The sequence below is a fragment of the Neisseria sp. P0016.S008 genome, assembly GCF_051957775.1.
In the GTDB taxonomy this organism is placed as follows: domain Bacteria; phylum Pseudomonadota; class Gammaproteobacteria; order Burkholderiales; family Neisseriaceae; genus Neisseria; species Neisseria flavescens_B.
Genome location: NZ_JBQCWB010000004.1, coordinates 192,304 through 211,244, shown reverse-complemented (window position 1 = coordinate 211,244; position 18,941 = coordinate 192,304). Strand labels below are relative to the sequence as shown.

The window sequence follows — 18,941 nt, the reverse complement described above, 5'->3', positions numbered from 1 at the left end:
GTCTGAAACACGTCGAAAACCGACAGCAAACCCAAATAAAAACGCACAGAACGAACTTCATTTCTGCGATTTAATTTCCCGTATCATGCTTATTTGGACTTACTGTTTCGAGCGTTATCTAACGGATTATTAAGATTATATCAAGATAGAATGTAAAGTAGTGTTTTGGTTGACAAAAAGGGCCGTCTGAAATATTCAGACGGCCTTTAAATAAACAAATGGTTTAAGGCATCAACATGCCGCCGTTGACATGAAGTGTCTGACCGGTAATGTATTTTGCCTGATCGGAAGCCAAGAACAAGACTGCATCGGCAATATCTTGCGCTTCACCGAATTTGCCCAAAGAAGTTTGCGCTTCAAAGGTTTTGCGGGTTTCTTCCGGCAGGGCGCGGGTCATATCGGTGTCGATAAAGCCGGGGGCAACGCAGTTGACGGTAATGCCGCGGCTGCCGACTTCACGTGCCATAGATTTGGAGAAGCCGATTAAGCCTGCTTTTGCGGCTGCATAGTTGGTTTGGCCGGCATTGCCCATCACGCCGACAACGGATGTGATGTTGATGATGCGGCCGGCACGCTGTTTCATCATGCCGCGCAATACGGCTTTGGAGGCGCGGAAGACGGATTTGAGGTTAACCTGCATGATGTCATCCCATTCTTCCTCTTTCATGCGCATCAGGAGGTTGTCGCGGGTAATGCCGGCGTTGTTGACCAGAATATCCAGTTTGCCGAATTCTTTTTCGATGTCGGCAATCAGGTTTTCGATGGTTTCAGGTTCGGCAGAATTCAATGCACGTCCTTCGCCGCCCCATTGTGCCAAGCGTTCGCCGATTGCAGCCGCACCGCTCTCACTGGTGGCTGTACCGATAACTTTTGCACCGGCCGCAGCCAAAGTATCGGCAATCGCCGCACCAATACCGCGCGATGCGCCGGTTACCAAAGCGATTTTGCCGCTCAAATCTTGTGTACTCATGTTTTATTCCTTAATTGCGATTGTAAAAATGGTTTCAGACGGCCTTATACCACGCATAGTTGTTTTAATCTAACTTTTGTCTGCAGGCCGTCTGTAAATGTTTTGCGTGCTAAGGCTGCCCTGTTTTAATAAATTGGTTTTTCTGAAAGATAAGGTTGCTTTTGACGGCCTAGAAATTTTGTTAACAAATATGTTCGGTAATATAGCCAGGCTTGTTTTTTATCGCCTTGTTTAAATAGGCGTTTTGCAGCTTGTTTGTATCTCTGATGAGGATTCGGGAAGGGTAAGTCGATATTGGGCTTTTGATGGAGATAACCATCATACCAAGGAGACTTTCTATAAAAAGAATCATAAACAGGATGGAAGCCAAGATGGTGCCAAGGCTTGGTGCCGCCGATAAAATGAACAAGCCGGATATTGTTGGGGTTGGTGTTCAGCTCGTTTCCTTGATGGTGCCAATGTATCCAGTTGTAAGATTCCGGCAACCACTCTACTTTGCCTTTACAGCTTAGATTGAGCAGATCTTGATCCGGACATGCCAAGATAAATTTGCTGAGTTCGACCTGACGTATTTTCTCACTTAGGATAGTGTAAGCGGATGATTCGTTCCAAAATTTGTTGTTGAACAGCAGTACGCCTGAATTGAAGTAGGGGTCTGTACTTCTAAAACCGAATACATTCAATTTGTTGATGTAGGCACGGTAAAGAGTTGTTTCTGGAGCGGCTGCGAGAAGTTTGCGGTCAAAGTTAACGGTAAACAGTTCTGATATATCGCCTAAGCAGAGAACGTCTGTGTCCAAGTAGAGTGCAGTATCGCTTATATCGCCAAGTATGGCAGGTATGCACATCCGGTAGTACATGGCGATGGTGAAATAGCTGGTTGTCTGCAGGGTAGAAAAATAATCTGTATTCAGGTGATAAACCGTTACGGCGTAATTTGGATTGATATTTTCTAGTTGGTTGAAAATATTGAAGTCATAGTTTTCCGAACCGCTGACCAAGAGATGAAAATGAATAGGAAAGCGGTTGTTTGCCAAAACGGAGAGCATGGACGTGCCGATGTGGCGGATGTAGTTTTGATCGGCCGCATAGACAATATGTTGCACGGTTGCTGCTGGCTGGTGTGTCCTGATAGGAATTACAGAAGTCAGCAGCTTTTCCTTGTCAAACATTTAAATTCTCCACAACTTCTCTATCGATTTCTGGTAATCCGATAGGGATATTCGGTTCAATATCAAATGCGCAGCTGATCCAGTTGCTGAAGCTGTATTTGTGTTTCAGGCCGGGGGCAAGCGGTACATATGGCAAGGTTAGGAAGACTTTGAGTTCGTCAAGGTTGCTTCCATTCCAGTAGAACATATTGTTCGGGTGATAAAAATCGTAATGTACGATGGTCGGATTGGTCGTAATCAGTTTTTTGTCTAAACCGATCGCTTCGAAAATCCGCAAAGAGAGGCCGTAGTGCTTTCGGTTGAGGAAATCCACCAATACGGAGGATTTGGCCGCTTCTTCTAAGTTTTGACGATAGGAGAGGGCGTTTTCAAATGAGAAGAACTCGACTTCGGGAATGCCTAAAGCCGCTTTTTCTTCTTCAATTTTCTTACTGGCCAAGCGGAAATCTATTTTTAAACCGATTGAACGCGCAGCTTCGCAAAATGCACGGATGTCATTGTTACGGTCGGCAGCGTACGAGCCGATAAACAAGATTTTGTTTTGCGGGTTTTCAGACGGCCTGAAGCTGTCAAAGTAGAAGCTGGTGGTTGGAATGAGTTTTTCGGTGTATTCAGGATGTTTGCCCTGGTCAAACGGATCGAAAAAGTAAAATTTGTCGAAAAATTCGATATTGTCGAAGTCTTCTTTTAAGAAGGTCAGGGCTTCCCAGTTGTAATACACCATTAATTTTGAATGCGCTCTGAGCTTGGCGATGAAGTCTTTCGGATAGGCGCCCAGCCAAATCATGAAGCAATAATCCGCTTGTTCGGGATGTTCGCTTAACAGGGTATTGAGGCGTTCTTCTACGGCGCGGAACATGGTCCGTTTTTTGAAGTCTTTTTGTCCAAGAATATTTCGATACCAAATTTTTTTCAGCCGTTGAAATACATTTTTGTATTTGAACTCTTTTTCTTCATAGGTCAGGGACAGCACTTCAAATCCGCATTTCTCCAAGTTCTCAATAATGAGTTCGTGGATCTTGAAGAGCTCCGGCATGGCGAGAATGACTTTTTTCTTACTCATAATGTATTCAATATAATATTTTGTCAGGCAGGTATATTTGCCATAGGCAATAAGGTTAATCAATGCCGAGCAGGCGGTTTAGCCATTGTGTAAACGAATAATAGGCTTTGATTTCAGGGGCAGGTTGCTGATACGGACCTGCCAAAAATTCAGGCAATGCGTCTAAATTACCACCGTCCCATACGAACACGCGGTCCGGGTGGTATAGGTCGGTTTCCAAGATATGTTTGTTGGTGGTAATCAGTTTTTTATCGAAACGCAACGCATCGAAGATACGGAATGATAAGCCGTAATGTTCGAATTGTGCAAAATCGACGACCGCACCGCAACTTTGCACTTGGCTGAGGTTTTCTTCAAAGCTGAGAATGCTGCTGCGGTCGAGATAGCGGATGCCGTTGTGTCCAAAAGCTTTTTCAGCCCTGTCGTCTTTGCAGTAGATATGAAAATCCAAGGGCAGGTTGAGGCGTTCGGTTTCTTGGATAAAGCGTTTGGTTTGCTCTTCGCGTCGGAGTTCGTAGCCGCCTAAAAAGTAGAGTTTGTTGGTGGGTGCATATTCTGCCACAGGAAAGTCAAAGTAAAAATTGGTGGTGGCTTTGAAATGGCATTGTGGATATTTTTGAATATCATCGGGGTCGAAAACCCAGCATTGGTCAAAATAATCCAAATATTCAATAATGTCTGGGAAACGACCTACGCCATCCCATTGATAATTCACGCAAACATTGCTGTGTTCGCGGATGGTGGCGATAATTTCTTTGGGGTAAATATTGGCGCGGATACAGAGCGCATAATCGGCTTTTTTGCCGTTTAGCAAGGCCAATTTTTGCTGAATGTCGTCGAGGTGACGGCTGTATTTGAGGTATTTTTTATAGTTGCCGTTTTTGGTGATGTGTTTGTGGTAGAGGTTTTTGAGTCTGCTGCCTAAGTTCGGATAATAGGAATCTCGGTCGTCATAGCAAAGATTAATGACATCAAAACCAAGAAAACGCAGATTTTTTTCGATACATTGATCCAGTCCGTATATGTAGGGAACGGCAAGAATAATGGTTTTTTTCATAATGTATTCGGATTGGAGTGGACTGATTTTTCAGACGGCCTTGCCTGACAGGATAAGGCCGTCTGAAAACGTTTTAGTGGGCTTCGATAAATGCAGCCACTTGGTCGGCATTGGTCAATGCGCTGCACGCGGCTTCTTTGTTGATGCGTTTGGCGAGGCCTGCGAGGACTTTGCCGGGGCCACATTCGGCGGATTCGGTGATGCCTTCGGAAACAAGCGCGTTGACGGTTTCTGTCCAGCGCACTGGGCTGTACAGTTGGCGTACCAAGGCATCTTTGATTTTGTCGGCATCATCGTAAGAGGCAACATCGGCGTTATGAATGACGCGGATTTGCGGTTGTTTGATGGTGATGTCTTTCAATGCTTCGGCAAGTTTTTCCGCTGCAGGCTTCATCAGGCTGCAATGTGAAGGAACGGAAACAGGCAGCGGCAGGGCGCGTTTGGCTCCGGTTTCTTTGGCGGCGGCCATGGCGCGTTCGACTGCGGCGGTATTGCCGGCAATCACGACTTGGCCTGGGGAGTTGAAGTTGACGGCTTCAACGACTTCGCCTTGTGCAGCTTCGGCACAAATGGCTTTGACTTGTTCATCTTCCAAACCCAAGATGGCGGCCATTGCGCCTACGCCTTGCGGTACGGCAGATTGCATGAGTTCGGCGCGCAGGCGGACCAGTTTGACCGCGTCTGTGAAATCCAATGCTCCGGCAGCGACGAGGGCGGTGTATTCGCCGAGGCTGTGGCCTGCAACGACGGAAGGGGTTTTACCGCCGGCTTCCAAGTAGGCGCGGTAGGTGGCAATGCCGGCAGCCAGCATGATGGGCTGGGTGTTGACGGTTTGTCCGATTAACTCGGCATCTTCGCCGTTAATCATTGCCCACAGGTCTTGACCCAATACGGAGGAAGCTTCGTCAAATGTGGCTTTAACGATGGCTTGCTCGGCAAAGCCGTTCATCATGCCTAGGCTTTGTGAGCCTTGTCCGGGGAAGAAGAATGCGAAAGACATGGTAATTCCTTATTGGTTTGAATGTTTGAGGGTGTCTGCCAGCAGAAGGAGGGTGGCGACAGTATTGGTTGCGGCGGTCAGCCGGAAGGTGCGGACAAAACTGGGTTTGCTGGTTTTGTGCCTGAATGCGAGGCTGCCGCAATAACCGCCCGGCCAGCCGCCAAGCAGGTTGAGTAGGTGCAATTTTGCTTCGGGTATGCGTCTGCCGTGGTTGCGTGCGCGCTGTTTGTCTAGGTAGTAAAGCAGGAAAACGTATGCACTCAGTGCGAGATAGGCGATTGCCAGTTTGGGCAATACCATAAACGTTACGCCTAAAAATAAGATGCTGATGCAGAGTGCAAACGTTAGGGATTTCATGGGTTTGAGCAGAATAGGCCGTCTGAAAGGGATGTTCAGACGGCCTAAACATTAATATTTCACCAGAACCGCACCCCAGGCAAAACCGCCGCCGATGCCTTCGAGCAAGAGGTTTTGTCCGCGTTTGATTTGGCCGTTTTTAATACCGACATCCAGTGCTAGCGGAATGGAGGCGGCGGAAGTGTTGCCGTGGTCTTGGACAGTCAAGATCACTTTGTCCATGCTTAAGCCCAAGTGTTTGGCGGTAGAGTCGATAATGCGCTTGTTGGCTTGGTGCGGCACAATCCAATCGATTTGATCAGCGGTGTAACCGGCTTCTTCGATGACGTCATCTGCAATTTTTGCCAGCATTTTGACAGCAAACTTGAATACGCCGGGGCCGTCCATGCTGATGTAGGGCGAACCGCAAATCTGGCCGTTGGCGATTTGTCCGGGGACGTTCAAAAGGTTGAGGTAGTTGCCGTCGGCTTTGAGTTTGCTGTGGATGATGCCTGGTTCGTCAGATGCGCTTAAGACAACCGCCCCCGCACCGTCACCAAAGAGAACGCAGGTGGTGCGGTCGTTCCAATCGACGATGCGGCTGAAGGTTTCCGCGCCGATAACCAAAGCGTTTTTCGCCATGCCGCTTTTGATGTAGGCATTGGCAGTGGTCAGAGCATACATAAAACCGGCGCACACAGCTTGTACATCAAAGGCGGGACAACCGTTGGCAATGCCCAATTTTTGCTGCACGATGGTTGCCGTAGAAGGGAATTGCATATCGGGAGTGGCTGTGGCGACGATAATCAGATCGATATCGTCAGCCTGCAAACCGGCATCTGCCAAGGCGCGGCGTGCTGACTCGGCGGCCAAGTCGCTGGTTTTTTCGCTGTCGTCTGCAATATGGCGAAATTTGATACCTGTACGCGTGGTAATCCACTCGTCGGAAGTGTCCACTTTTTTGGCAAGGTCGTCATTGCTGACGCGGTTGGCAGGAAGGTAGCTGCCTGTACCGGAAATTTTAGCATATTGCATGAGAACGGCCTTTTTAGAGAGTTAATTCAGATAGTCGGGTATTGTAAGCGAAAATGGGAAAATTCCCAATATTAAGAATGGAGCCGGTAATCAAAGATAAAAACAGGCCGTCTGAACATTTTGAAGTTTCAGACGGCCTGTGTATATCAGCCTTAAGCTTCCGTTGCTGGAGTAGCGGTTTCTTCCAATTCGGCTGCTGCTTTGGCAGCTTCCAAAGCGGCCAACTGGGTGGCTACGCCTTGTTCGATTTGAGCGAGGCCGGCAGATTTGGCTTCGTGATAGGCTTCTTCCAAAGCATAACGGAAGCCGACTGCGTCGGTTCCGCCGTGGCTCTTAATCACGATGCCGCGTAAGCCAAGCAGGATTGCGCCGTTAAATTTGCGCGGATCCAGTTTGCCTTTCAAACCTTTGAGCGCGGGCAGGGCGGCAATGGCGGCAAGTTTGTTGAACAGGGTGCTTTGGAATTCACGGCGGATGGCGCCGCTCATGAATTTAACCGCACCTTCGATGGTTTTGAGCATAACGTTGCCGACAAATCCGTCTGCGACAACGACATCGGCTTCGCCATACAAAACGCTGTTGCTTTCGATATTGCCGATAAAGTTGAGTTTGCTGCTGCTCAACAGTCTAAAGGTTTGTTTGACGGCATCCGTGCCTTTAATGTCTTCTGTACCGACGTTCAAAAGGGCGACACGCGGGCTGCCTTTTTCGGGGTGCAAAGCGTGTACAAGCTCGCTGCCGATGATGGCAAATTGAACCAGTTGTTCGGGTGTGCAATCGACATTTGCACCCAAATCCAAAGCCAGGGTAACGTGTTCGCTGTCGGAAGGCAGGAATTTGGCGATGGCAGGGCGCTCAATGCCGGGAATGGTTTTGAGGACGAATCGGGCGGTCGCCATCAGTGCGCCGGTATTGCCTGCCGATACGGCGGCTTGCGCATTGCCTTCTTTGACTTGGTTGATGGCGATGCGCATGGATGATTCTTTTTTGTTTTTCAGCGCGGATTGAGGCGCTTCATCCATTTCGACGACTTGCGCTGCATGGCAGACGGTAATGCGGTCCATAGGCGCGCCTGCCAAGCTTAATGCTTGGCGGACTGCTGCTTCATCTCCGACCATAATCAGATGTACATCGGATTGCTGTTTCAGGAAATCCACTGCACCGGGGACGGTCATCGCAAGGCCTGCATCTCCGCCCATGGCATCTACGGCCAGTGTAATCATGTTGTTCTCCGGTTTGTGTGTTTCAGACGGCCTCAAATAATCGGACAAGCACTCTCATCTGATTTTCAGGAAATTGAATTGAAAATCAGATGAAAAGGCTTGTTGCGACGGTCGTACCAAATTTATTGGTTTTGCGCGGCCAATTTGTTGTGTTCGTCAATGTCCAGCGCGTCCCAAGGATAGTTGATCCACCAGTCTTCAACGGTGATGCCGCTGAAATAAGGGATACCTTCAGGAATTTTACCGACTTTGGCTTTGATTTTTTCATGCAATACTGCCACACCGACAGTGCCGAAATCTTCTTTCAACAATTCGTTCAGGCAGAATTCCATGGTAACGCGGCTATCGTCCACTTCGTCAACGACCAGTACGTTTTTGCCTTTCAGGGCATCTGGAACGGGATCAAGCCATTGGACTTTTTTCACTTCCTCGGTAACTTGACCTTCGTTATCACTGTCGTAGTAGGCTGTGGTGACGGCGTAAATCGGAATTTCCAAGAAGCAGCGCAACATGCGGGCAGGGATAAAACCACCGCCGCCAATGGCAATCATGGCATCGTATTTGGTGCCGGAGTTTTGGATTTTTTCCGCCAATCCTTTGATTACGCGGTGGATGTCGTCGTAGGTGTACCAGATTTTACGTTTCATGGTGTGCTTCCGAAGAGGAAAATACAGGGTGCAATGCAAAAAAGCCAGTCATTGCATGGCAATATTCTGGCTTTTTCAGTCAGACGAACGGATTATTCGCCTTTAGCTTTTACCACTTTACGGCCACGGTACATACCGTTTGGAGAAATGTGGTGTGGACGATGCACTTCGCCGGTTGCGCTGTCAACAGACAGAGAAGGCGCAGTCAGAGCGTCATGTGAACGGTGCATACCGCGTTTAGAAGGGGATTTTTTGTTTTGTTGAACGGCCATTTCAAGCTCCTAGATAAATAAACTGTGTCCTAATTAACTGCTTTTCAAACCTGCTAAAACAGCAAAGGGGTTTGGTTTGTCCCGATTGACTTCGTCCAGTGTTCCATTGTTGCCGCAGTCTTCGTGTCGAGGGGAGAAAGGGAGCGACATCAGGATTTGGTCTTCAACCAGAGTCCGCACGTCAAGCTCTTTTTCGAGCAGCATGCCTTCCAATTCTTCATCGGCAAGCATGGCTTCGTCCAAACTCTCTTCATCGGCAAACAGGACGATACGGCTGGTTTCATCGAGTAGAAACGGCATGGGCGTAATGCAACGCTGGCAAATCAGGGGCATGTCGGCTTTGACGTTTAAATCGAGAAACAGACGTTGCAGCCGGTCGCGACCGCCTTGCAGCGTAAACGACACGCGTGTCTGTTTGTCGGCCGGATAATCGTGCGAACTGACTCGTTCATCCAATTCTTCGAGCAGGAAGCTGCCTTGCAGATTCTGCCCTTCGGCGGCGAAAACTTCTGGGTCAATCAAATTAGGGTATGACATAAACGGAGTATGATATAATTTCGGCAGTCTAACGTCAATGTTTTTAAGTAAAAATATGGAAGTAAAACTGCCTTTGGTTTTAGGGTCGAGTTCGGTTTTCCGTTGCGGACAGCTTCGCCGTTTGGGTATCGATTTTCAGACGGCATCGCCTGATTTTGACGAAACGCCTATTGCGGGCGAGCATGCAGGCGAGACGGCGCTGCGTTTGGCGGAAGGCAAAGCCCGTTCATTGGCGGCAACTTTCCCTGCCGCGCTGATTATCGGTGCAGACCAAGTCGCATGGTGCGAAGGACGGCAGTTGGGCAAGCCGATGAACGTCGCAAATGCACAACAGATGCTGGCGGACTTAAGCGGAAAACGGATTGAATTTTACAGCGCAATTGTGCTTTTGAATACTGCTACGGGCAAGGTTCAGCATCATGTCGATCATACGGTGGTTGCCATGCGACAGTTGACGCAGGAACAAATCTGCCGATATTTGGAACGCGAGCCGGATGCGGTTTATTGTGCCGGTGCGGCGAAGAGCGAGGGTTTGGGCGCCGCTTTGTTGGAGCGGATTGAAAGTACAGACCCAAATGCTTTGATTGGCCTTCCGATTTTCCGTCTGATTGATTTTTTGAAAAACGAAGGTGTGGAAGTTTTATAGTTTGAGGCCGTCTGAATGTGTTCAGACGGCCTGAGATTTTTTGGAGTTGCAAGAATGAAACCGATTTTGTATTTGATTCCTACCCCTTTGGGTGCGCCTGATACGCCATGCCTGTTGCCGCATGAACAACAGGCGATTGTCGGGCTGACGGATTTTGTTGTGGAAGCGGAAAAAACAGCGCGTGCGCATTTGAAACATTTGGGTGTGACTACGCCTATCCGCGAGCTGAATCTGCAAACGCTGAATGAACACACGGATTTGAAGACTTTGCCGGAATTGCTGAAACCTTTGCAAGAGGGACGTAGCATGGGTATTGTCAGTGAGGCAGGTTGCCCGGCTGTAGCCGATCCGGGCGCGAATTTGGTGGCATTGGCGCATAAACACGGTTTTGAAGTACGGCCTTTGGTCGGCCCGTCCAGCTTGTTGCTGGCGCTGATGGCTTCGGGTGCGAATGGGCAGAACTTTACGTTTAAGGGTTATCTGCCGTCTGAAAAAAATGAGCGGATTCAGAGTTTGAAGGCTTTGGAGCAACGTTCACGCCAGCAGAATGAAACGCAGCTGTTTATCGAAACGCCGTATCGCAACGATGCGTTGTTGGCTGATGCGGTGGAAAACCTGCATCCTGAAACGCGCTTATGTGTGGCTACGGACTTGACCTTGCCGACACAGGAAATCATCAGCCAGACGATTGCGCAGTGGCGAAAAAGAAAAGAAATGCCGAATTTGAAAAAACGCCCGACGATTTTTGTGTTGCATGCCGCGTAAAACTGGATTAGGTTCAATCTCAAACTGTATTTGAGGAGATAAAAAAAGGCCGTCTGAACAACAGACGGTCTTTGTATTGCCTAAACCTTTATCAAGAAACGACTTCGCCTTGTGCGCGTTGTTTTTCGATGCTGCGGTTGATGTGCCATTGTTGGGCGATGGTCAAGAGGTTATTGACTACCCAGTACAGAACCAAACCGGCAGGGAAGAAGAAGAACATGATGGAGAAAACCAAAGGCATGATTTTCATCATTTTCGCCTGCATTGGGTCGGTTGACGGCGGATTCAGATAAGTTTGTGCAAACATGGTTACCGCCATAATCAAAGGCAGGATGTAGAAAGGATCCGGACGGCTCAAGTCGGTAATCCAACCCAACCATGGCGCTTGGCGCAATTCTACGGAGGCGAACAATGCCCAATATAGACCGATGAAGACGGGGATTTGCAACAGCATAGGCAGACAGCCGCCCAGCGGATTGATTTTCTCGTCTTTATAAAGCTGCATCATGGCTTGTTGTTGCGCCATGCGGTCATCGCCGTATTTCTCTTTGATGGCTTGCAATTTAGGTGCGGCAGCACGCATTTTTGCCATAGAGCGGTAAGAGGCGTTGGTCAATGGATACAGTACGGCTTTAACGATGATGGTCAAAACGATGATTGCCCAACCCCAGTTGCCGATGATGTTGTGCAGTTGGTTCAAGAGCCAGAAGAGTGGGGAGGCGAACCAGTGTACTTTGCCATAGTCTTTGGCCAGTTGCAGTTTGTCGGCGATATTGGCGATAACGGAAGTGGTTTGCGGACCGGCATACAGGTTGATGGCGGTTTCAGCTTTTGCGCCGGATTGGATGGCGGCTAAAGGCACGCTGACGCTTGCGCTGTACAGGTTGTCGTTGCGACGTTTGATGTCAATGTTACATTCGCCTGCAGAGCATACGCTTTGGCCGTCTTTAGGCTGCAAAATCCAAGTAGACATGAAGTGGTGTTCAATCATGCCGAGCCAGCCAGTCGGAGTTTTGCGGATGTATTCGGCTTCGGATTTGCCGGATTTGGCATCGTCGTCCAAATCAGAGAAGCTGACTTTTTGGAAGCCGCCTTCAGGAGTGTAAACCACCGGGCCGACATAAGAGCGGGTGAAGTAGCCTTGGCCTTCAGGTTCGCTGTGGTCGCGGACGATACGGTAGTCTGCGCTCAGGTTGACAGGTTGGCCGTTGCTGTTGGTAATGTTAAAGCGGACGTTAACCAAGTAGCTACCTTTGGTAAAAGTATAAACTTTGTCGATTTTCAGGCCGTTGGTTTCAGGTGCGCTCAGGCGGACTTCAACTTTGTCGCCCTCCAAGCTGTATTGTTTTTGCGGAGCGGTAAAGCTGATGCCTTTCAGAACGTTGTTGCCTTGTGCGTCTAAAAGCTCGGATTGGGCGACGTAGGTGTATTCTTTGCCGTCGTTAAACAGGACGAAAGGTTTGTGTTCGTCGCCGGTTGCTTTGTATTGCAAGAGGGTCAGCTGACGCAGGTCGCCGCTTTTTTCATCGATGACGGCTTTAACCGTGTCTGTGGTAACGGTAATGGGAGAGGCTGGGGCAAGCGCGGCTTCGGTAGCGGCTTTTGCCGGAGCGGCAGCCGTTTGCTGTTGCGCGGCTTGTTGCGCCGGATTAGGTTTGGGGCTGGGGAAAAAATGTTCCCAGCCGGCAAAGATTGCCACTGAAATGGCAAAAAACGCCATTAGTCTTTTAAAATCCATAAGAGATTCCTGGAATTGACGGATAGGTAATCGAGATGAAAACTGCTTCAGACGGCATTATATAGAAACCGACGGGAAATTAAAGGAAATCGTGTTCTTTAAATGGTTGACAGCAGCATTATGGAACAGGGTCATGTCCGTGTCCGCCGAAAGGATGGCATCGTGCGATGCGTTTGATTGCCAGCCATCCGCCTTTGAATGCGCCGTATTTTTTGACGGCTTCGACTGCATATTGTGAACAGGTCGGGGTATAGCGGCAGCGCGGCGGAATGAGGGGGCTGATGCAGTATTGGTAAAAGCGGATGAGTGCAAGGAAGAGCTTGGAAAGCAGGGTATTCATCGGCGTTTTTTCATCAGCTGGGCAAGTTGGTTTCGGGCTTCCGGAGCAGTTTCCCGATTAAACGCCTGACGCACGCGCACAACAAAATCATGCGGCGGCAGCTGGTGTTGATTCAGTCTGAACCAGTCGCGGATGACGCGCTTCATATAATTGCGGTCGTGGGCGCGTTTGGCGGTCTTTTTGCTGACGACCAAGCCAAGGCGCGGATGGCCGAGCGCATTGTCTGCGGACTGGGAGACTTGCAGCAAATCGCGGCTGCGTCGGTTTTTCAACGCAAAAACGGATGAAAAATCATCCGTTTTTAATAAGCGATACTGCTTCGAGAAGCCGTAATTCAAAATTATACAGCCAGGCGTTTGCGGCCTTTGGCGCGACGGGCAGCCAATACTGCGCGACCACCGCGGGTTTTGGAGCGAACCAAGAAGCCGTGGGTGCGTTTGCGTTTGGTAACGGAAGGTTGATAAGTGCGTTTCATGATGTTTCCTAAAAATTGGTAGATAATTAAACCGTGAATTACACTCCAATTTGCTGCTTTTGTCAATCAATATAAAAACTTTTCGTTGGCCAAAGTGTGACAACGGGTTTTATGCATTGATAGAATTTGTGGATAAAATTTTGCGGCAGTTGTGGATAAAAAAGAGCGGAATGGGTATAATCGCCCAACCTTGCTTTTCTCTGTGCGCAAGGCCGTCTGAAAGCAGTAGGAGTATCATAAGAATTTGATTTTTATCGGATTGCCTGTCTGCTCTGCCTTCTTGTATTTCCCAAATCTTCCATTTTCCGAGCTTAATCTCATGACGTTAGCTGAATTTTGGCCGCTGTGCCTTCGCCGCCTTCACGAAATGTTGCCTGCCGGGCAGTTTGCGCAATGGATTGCGCCTTTGACCGTGGGCGAAGAAAACGGCGTATGGGTGGTGTATGGTAAAAACCAATTTGCCTGCAATATGCTTAAAAGCCAGTTTGCCGCCAAAATTGATGCCGTGCGTGCCGAATTGGTGCCTCAGCAGGCTGCTTTCGCGTTTAAGCCGGGCGTAGGTGCGCATTATGAAATGGCGGCTCAGACTGTTGCGCCGGTGCAAGTGCAAGAAGTCATTGAAGTTGAAGAGTGTGTAGAGCCTGTCCAAATGCCTTTGCAAACTGCTGCGCCAATGGAGGAAGATAGGCCGTCTGAAACGGTTTCCAAACCTGCCGCTGCTATGACGGCTGCCGAGATTTTGGCGCAACGAATGAAAAACCTGCCGCATGAGCCTCAAGTGCAAACTGCCGCTCCGGCTGAGTCTAAAGCAGTTGCTAAAGCCAAAACCGACGCGCAACACGATGCGGAAGAAGCACGCTACGAACAGACCAATCTGTCACGTGACTATACATTTGAAACTTTGGTAGAAGGTAAGGGCAACCGCCTTGCCGCCGCAGCCGCCCAAGCGATTGCTGAAAATCCGGGGCAGGGCTACAACCCGTTTTTCTTATACGGTAGTACCGGTTTGGGTAAAACCCACTTGGTGCAAGCCATCGGCAACGAATTGTTGAAAAACCGTCCTGATGCCAAAGTGCGCTATATGCACTCGGACGACTATATCCGCAGCTTTATGAAGGCTGTGCGCAACAACACTTATGATGTGTTCAAGCAACAATACAAACAATATGACCTGCTGATTATTGACGATATCCAGTTCATCAAAGGCAAAGACCGTACGATGGAAGAATTCTTCTATCTATACAACCATTTCCACAACGAGAAAAAACAGCTGATCCTGACGTGCGACGTATTGCCTGCCAAAATCGAGGGTATGGATGACCGTCTCAAGTCCCGTTTTTCATGGGGGTTGACTTTGGAACTCGAACCGCCCGAATTGGAAATGCGCGTGGCGATTTTGCAGAAAAAGGCAGAAGCAGCCGGTATCAGTATCGAAGACGAAGCCGCTCTGTTTATTGCCAATCTGATCCGCTCCAATGTGCGTGAGCTGGAAGGCGCGTTTAACCGTGTCAGTGCCAGCAGCCGTTTTATGAACCGTCCTGTCATCGACATGGATTTGGCGCGTACGGCTTTGCAGGATATTATTGCCGAGAAACACAAAGTCATTACCGCCGACATCATCATCGATGCGACAGCCAAATACTACCGTATTAAAATCAGCGATATATTGGGCAAAAAACGCACGCGCAATATTGCCCGTCCGCGTCAAGTTGCCATGAGCCTGACCAAAGAGCTGACCACGCTCAGCCTGCCTTCTATCGGCGATGCCTTTGGCGGCCGCGACCACACGACTGTGATGCACGGCGTCAAAGCGGTGGCGAAACTGCGTGAAGAAGATCCCGAATTGGCGCAAGACTACGAAAAACTGCTGATTTTGATTCAGAACTGACCCAATGCAATATTCAGACGGCCTGATGTCAATATGAGGCCGTCTGAAAACAAAAAATATTTTAAAATATCCAAATCAACCGATTTCAAATTCAAAGGAATGGAACATGCTGATTTTACAAGCCGATCGCGACAGTCTGCTCAAGCCGTTGCAAGCCGTTACCGGTATTGTCGAACGTCGCCATACTCTGCCGATTTTGTCCAATGTGTTGCTGGAAAGCAAAGACGGACAAACCAAACTTTTGGCAACCGACTTGGAAATCCAAATCAATACCGCCGGCCCTGAAAGTCAGGCAGGCGATTTCCGTATTACGACCAACGCTAAAAAATTCCAAGACATCCTGCGCGCCCTGCCTGACAGTGCGCTGGTGTCACTGGATTGGGCGGACAACCGTTTGACTCTGCGCGCGGGAAAATCCCGTTTTGCCCTGCAAACCCTGCCTGCTGAAGACTTTCCGTTGATGAACGTCGGCAGCGACGTCAGCGCGACTTTCTCGCTGACTCAAGAAACCTTCAAAACCATGCTTTCGCAAGTGCAATACAGCATGGCGGTTCAAGATATCCGCTATTACCTCAACGGCTTGCTGATGCAGGTTGAAGGAAACCAGCTGCGCCTTGTTGCAACCGACGGCCACCGCCTTGCTTATGCGGCCAGCCAAATTGAAGCAGAACTGCCGAAAACGGAAGTGATCCTGCCGCGCAAAACGGTATTGGAACTCTTTAAACTGTTGAACAATCCGTCCGAGTCCATCACCGTTGAGCTTTTGGACAATCAAGTACGCTTCCAATGCAATGGTACAACCATTGTCAGCAAAGTCATCGATGGCAAATTCCCTGACTTTAACCGCGTGATTCCTTTGGATAACGACAAGATTTTCCTTGTATCCCGTACCCAGCTTTTGGGTGCGCTCGAGCGTGCCGCCATTCTTGCCAATGAAAAATTCCGCGGTGCGCGACTGTTCCTGCAGCCTGGTTTGCTGAGTGTCGTATGTAGCAACAACGAGCAGGAAGAAGCGCGCGAAGAGCTGGAAATTGCTTACCAAGGCGGAGAACTTGAAGTCGGTTTCAATATCGGCTACCTGATGGATGTGTTGCGTAACATCCACTCCGACGATATGCAGCTTGCCTTCGGCGATGCCAACCGTTCAACGCTGTTTACTATGCCGAATAATCCGAACTTCAAATACATCGTAATGCCGATGCGTATTTAATTGGTGTGTAAACAAACAAAAAGAGCGTGTACGGTACACGCTCTTTTTTATAGGCTTGAATCAAAAGGTCGTCTGAAAATTGTTTTTCAGACGACCTTTCTATCAAACCGGGATGATTCGGTTAAATAGGAAAACTGGGATTAACGTGGACGTGGTTCGCAGTTTTTCACCAGGAATGAGCCGTTAGGGGCGTTCACGCCAACTACTTCAGAAGTAGTGTGGGTGTTTTTGTCGATGAAACCGGCAGACATTGTATAGCCGCGGCGGTTGGTGAAAGTGGTGCCAGTGCTGTCAGAACGTTTTTTGTCGACAACCAAAGAGGCTTTTTTGCCACCGGCGTTTACGTCGGCAGTAACTGCACGGCCGCTACGGTCAAAGCCGTACATCACGTTCAGTGATTTGCCACCGTCACAACTGTAAGAAACGAAGCCGGCAGGTGCAGCGGCAGCGGAGAAGGAAACAGTAGCCAATGCGGCTGCAGTGATAACAGAAAGTAATTTCATGATCTAAGCTCCATATGAGGGTTGTGTGTTATCTTGCAAAGTGAGAAAGGGTTTCCGTTTGCAGATGAAGCGTATTTTAGGCGTTTTGTCGGTAGTGGCAATTAGGTAAATTGCAAAACAGTGTTTACTTATGCTTACCCGATTGTTTATTAATAGAAAGTTGTTTGTAATTTGGTGTTGCAAAGTAGTTATGCGGGTTGTTGCGGAATATATACATTAATGATTCTTTAAGAAATATAGCGAAAGAATACAAAAAAGGCCGTCTGAATATTCAGACGGCCTTTGATATGAAGCAGTTTACAAGAAGAAAATTGCAGCCACAGTCACGGCAATGATACCGTAGATGGTCATTGGGATCACAGTTTTCTTGATGATGGCACCTTCGGCGTTGTTTACGTTCAACACGCTGCACACGGCGATGATGTTGTTGATGCAGACCATGTTGCCCATTGCGCCACCGACAGATTGCAGGGCAAGGATGAGGGTAACGGACAGGCCGGTATCAAGCGCGATTTGTTGTTGAATCGGGCCAAAGGTCAGGTTGGATACAGTGTTGGAGCCGGAGAAGAATGCACCGATTGCGCCCAAGTATGGGGAGAAGTACACCCAATGTTCACCGGCCATATTGGCAAATTCTTTACCGATGATTTTCACCATGGAGTCGTCGCCGCCAACCATCATCAGTTGAACCATAATCAGCGCACCCATCAGGGCAAGCAGAGGTTTTTTGGTTTGGTTGAAGGTTGCAGCGTAGAAAGACCACGCATCTTTGAATTTGGTTTTGTACAGCAGGATGCAAATCCAAACGGTGAAGACAAACGGAATCCATGCCGGAACGTAGAGGGTTTGGTAGGAAGCGTTGACACCTTGGCCGAAGATGTTGCCGAAGGTAATGGTCAGAGAGTCGCTGACGGTGATTTTGGACAAATCAAACGGCAGTTGGAAGCTGAACCATTCTTCTTTGCTGGTCAGCAGGCCTTTAATGCCCAGCTGTTTGATGCGGGTTACCACCAGCATACCGATAAGCATACCCAGAGGGGCAAGTGCTTTGGCAACTTGGGCGAAAGGTACTTTTTCGGCATTCGGGTCTTTCGGATGGTCTTTGCTCAAGCCCCAGCCGTGGTTGGCCGCGAATACGGACACCATCAGACCGATTGCGCCGGCAACCAGAGATGGGAATTCTTCATTGACCATCGCCAATGCAACATAAGGAAGGGTACAGGAGAATACGGCGATGCCGATGAAGCCCAAGTTTTTGCGGATTTCAGCCCAAGGTACGATGAAGCTCAAGCCGATAACAGGGATGATGAAACCAGCAAAGAAGTGCATTACGCCGGTTTGCATACCGATTTCCATAATGCTCTTTTGATCCAAGCCCAAAGGCGCGAAGCCGAACCAAGTCGGGGTACCTACTGCACCGAAGGATACGGGTACGGAGTTCATGACCAAAGTGAAGATGGCTACTTTTAACGGGTTAAAGCCCAAGCTCATCAGGATTGGCGCGGCAATGGCGGCAGGCGTACCGAAACCGGATGCGCCTTCAATCATAAAGGCGAAAGACCAGCCGATGATCATCAACTGGGCAATCGGATTCGGGCTGATGGTAGCCAGCCATTTGCGGATGACGTCGATACAGCCGGTGGTTTCCATCATGCGGTTAAACATAATGGCACCGAAAATTACGGTAATCGGGGTCAGGGTAGAGACGAGGCCGGACGCGGCTGTTGCGTTGAGCAACATGGCGTTGTCGCCGAAATAAAACAGTTTGATGGCATAAATCAGCGCGGCAGTAATCGGCAGTGCGACGTAGGACGGCATACTGTTTTTCTTAACCATCAGCCAGATCAGCAGCACGATGGGAAAAATACTGAGAAAGAGAGCCATGGGATTATCCTCGGGGCAACAAGCATCATAACCGTGAATCAATGGCGGTTTGATGCGATGTGTTGAGTAATAGATGTTTTTCGAATAAGGATTGCCACCTTTTTAGATGCAACCAGTTATCAGGTAAATTGGTTTTACCAATTTATGAAAACTGTTGCACACTTTACGTAATCTTATGTA

The 18,941-nt window shown here is 48.8% G+C and carries 21 protein-coding genes; 4 read left to right on the top strand and 17 right to left on the bottom strand.

Going from position 1 to position 18,941, the window contains the following annotated elements:
- Nucleotides 1-223 precede the first annotated feature (223 nt).
- The 11 genes from fabG to ACTHS8_RS06990 all read right to left on the bottom strand — a co-directional run bounded on the left by fabG (nt 224) and on the right by ACTHS8_RS06990 (nt 9,312).
- Nucleotides 224-970 carry a 3-oxoacyl-ACP reductase FabG gene (gene fabG, locus ACTHS8_RS07040; RefSeq protein WP_003682193.1) on the bottom strand — a complete coding sequence of 249 codons (747 nt, stop codon included), beginning with the start codon at nt 968-970 and terminating at the stop codon, nt 224-226.
- 125 nt (nt 971-1,095) lie between these two features.
- Nucleotides 1,096-2,142 (bottom strand): glycosyltransferase family 8 protein, encoded by a 1,047-nt coding sequence (locus ACTHS8_RS07035; RefSeq protein WP_063076640.1) that lies wholly within the window; start codon nt 2,140-2,142, stop codon nt 1,096-1,098.
- Nucleotides 2,135-3,205: a hypothetical protein gene (locus tag ACTHS8_RS07030; RefSeq protein WP_440373343.1), complete on the bottom strand. Its 1,071-nt coding sequence runs from the start codon at nt 3,203-3,205 to the stop codon at nt 2,135-2,137. Before ACTHS8_RS07030 ends, ACTHS8_RS07035 begins: the two co-directional genes overlap by 8 nt.
- 55 nt (nt 3,206-3,260) lie before the next feature.
- The gene (locus ACTHS8_RS07025; RefSeq protein WP_070591468.1) at nt 3,261-4,262 is read right to left on the bottom strand and encodes a hypothetical protein; all 1,002 of its coding nucleotides are present in this window, start codon (nt 4,260-4,262) and stop codon (nt 3,261-3,263) included.
- 73 nt (nt 4,263-4,335) lie between these two features.
- Nucleotides 4,336-5,262: an ACP S-malonyltransferase gene (fabD, locus tag ACTHS8_RS07020; RefSeq protein WP_440373342.1), complete on the bottom strand. Its 927-nt coding sequence runs from the start codon at nt 5,260-5,262 to the stop codon at nt 4,336-4,338.
- Between the two features lie 9 nt (nt 5,263-5,271).
- Nucleotides 5,272-5,619 carry a DUF1294 domain-containing protein gene (locus ACTHS8_RS07015; protein WP_440373341.1) on the bottom strand — a complete coding sequence of 116 codons (348 nt, stop codon included), beginning with the start codon at nt 5,617-5,619 and terminating at the stop codon, nt 5,272-5,274.
- 51 nt (nt 5,620-5,670) lie between these two features.
- Entirely contained in the window at nt 5,671-6,633 is a 963-nt protein-coding gene (locus tag ACTHS8_RS07010) for a beta-ketoacyl-ACP synthase III (RefSeq protein ID WP_070633040.1), read from the bottom strand.
- Nucleotides 6,634-6,785: 152 nt separating this feature from the next.
- Nucleotides 6,786-7,856: a phosphate acyltransferase PlsX gene (plsX, locus tag ACTHS8_RS07005; RefSeq protein ID WP_250580872.1), complete on the bottom strand. Its 1,071-nt coding sequence runs from the start codon at nt 7,854-7,856 to the stop codon at nt 6,786-6,788.
- A 122-nt stretch (nt 7,857-7,978) separates the two neighbouring features.
- On the bottom strand, nt 7,979-8,503 hold the full coding sequence (locus ACTHS8_RS07000) for a phosphoribosyltransferase (RefSeq protein WP_003684500.1): 525 nt from the start codon (nt 8,501-8,503) through the stop codon (nt 7,979-7,981).
- A 92-nt stretch (nt 8,504-8,595) separates the two neighbouring features.
- Nucleotides 8,596-8,775, bottom strand: coding sequence for a 50S ribosomal protein L32 (gene rpmF / locus ACTHS8_RS06995; RefSeq protein WP_002240035.1), 180 nt, complete (start codon nt 8,773-8,775; stop codon nt 8,596-8,598).
- 33 nt (nt 8,776-8,808) lie between these two features.
- The gene (locus tag ACTHS8_RS06990) at nt 8,809-9,312 is read right to left on the bottom strand and encodes a YceD family protein (RefSeq protein ID WP_004520416.1); all 504 of its coding nucleotides are present in this window, start codon (nt 9,310-9,312) and stop codon (nt 8,809-8,811) included.
- Between the two features lie 55 nt (nt 9,313-9,367).
- Here ACTHS8_RS06990 and ACTHS8_RS06985 point away from each other — a divergent pair, with 55 nt between their 5' ends.
- Together ACTHS8_RS06985 and ACTHS8_RS06980 are read left to right on the top strand one after the other, a co-directional pair.
- Nucleotides 9,368-9,958 (top strand): Maf family protein, encoded by a 591-nt coding sequence (locus tag ACTHS8_RS06985; protein WP_440373340.1) that lies wholly within the window; start codon nt 9,368-9,370, stop codon nt 9,956-9,958.
- A 54-nt stretch (nt 9,959-10,012) separates the two neighbouring features.
- Nucleotides 10,013-10,723 (top strand): SAM-dependent methyltransferase, encoded by a 711-nt coding sequence (locus ACTHS8_RS06980; RefSeq protein WP_440373339.1) that lies wholly within the window; start codon nt 10,013-10,015, stop codon nt 10,721-10,723.
- Nucleotides 10,724-10,814: 91 nt separating this feature from the next.
- Here the strand turns inward: ACTHS8_RS06980 and yidC are convergent, their stop codons facing one another.
- The 4 genes from yidC to rpmH form a co-directional block, all read right to left on the bottom strand.
- Nucleotides 10,815-12,461: a membrane protein insertase YidC gene (gene yidC / locus ACTHS8_RS06975; RefSeq protein WP_440373338.1), complete on the bottom strand. Its 1,647-nt coding sequence runs from the start codon at nt 12,459-12,461 to the stop codon at nt 10,815-10,817.
- 118 nt (nt 12,462-12,579) lie between these two features.
- Nucleotides 12,580-12,801, bottom strand: coding sequence for a membrane protein insertion efficiency factor YidD (yidD, locus tag ACTHS8_RS06970; protein WP_003684591.1), 222 nt, complete (start codon nt 12,799-12,801; stop codon nt 12,580-12,582).
- Nucleotides 12,798-13,139, bottom strand: a complete 342-nt coding sequence (rnpA, locus tag ACTHS8_RS06965) for a ribonuclease P protein component (RefSeq protein WP_003748912.1) — start codon at nt 13,137-13,139, stop codon at nt 12,798-12,800. The genes yidD and rnpA overlap by 4 nt, the downstream gene beginning before the upstream one ends.
- A 2-nt stretch (nt 13,140-13,141) precedes the next feature.
- Complete coding sequence (gene rpmH, locus ACTHS8_RS06960) at nt 13,142-13,276, bottom strand: 50S ribosomal protein L34 (protein ID WP_002214728.1); 135 nt, start codon at nt 13,274-13,276, stop codon at nt 13,142-13,144.
- Between the two features lie 319 nt (nt 13,277-13,595).
- Here rpmH and dnaA point away from each other — a divergent pair, with 319 nt between their 5' ends.
- Both dnaA and dnaN read left to right on the top strand, forming a co-directional pair.
- Nucleotides 13,596-15,164, top strand: coding sequence for a chromosomal replication initiator protein DnaA (dnaA, locus tag ACTHS8_RS06955; protein WP_440373337.1), 1,569 nt, complete (start codon nt 13,596-13,598; stop codon nt 15,162-15,164).
- Nucleotides 15,165-15,270: 106 nt separating this feature from the next.
- A complete protein-coding gene (gene dnaN, locus ACTHS8_RS06950) occupies nt 15,271-16,374 on the top strand; it encodes a DNA polymerase III subunit beta (protein WP_003682174.1) in 1,104 nt (367 codons plus the stop codon).
- 140 nt (nt 16,375-16,514) lie between these two features.
- Here dnaN and ACTHS8_RS06945 read toward each other — a convergent pair whose 3' ends face one another.
- Together ACTHS8_RS06945 and ACTHS8_RS06940 are read right to left on the bottom strand one after the other, a co-directional pair.
- Nucleotides 16,515-16,877, bottom strand: a complete 363-nt coding sequence (locus ACTHS8_RS06945; RefSeq protein ID WP_049328541.1) for an ACP-like domain-containing protein — start codon at nt 16,875-16,877, stop codon at nt 16,515-16,517.
- 297 nt (nt 16,878-17,174) lie between these two features.
- Nucleotides 17,175-18,761: an L-lactate permease gene (locus ACTHS8_RS06940; RefSeq protein ID WP_440373336.1), complete on the bottom strand. Its 1,587-nt coding sequence runs from the start codon at nt 18,759-18,761 to the stop codon at nt 17,175-17,177.
- Nucleotides 18,762-18,941 lie beyond the last annotated feature (180 nt).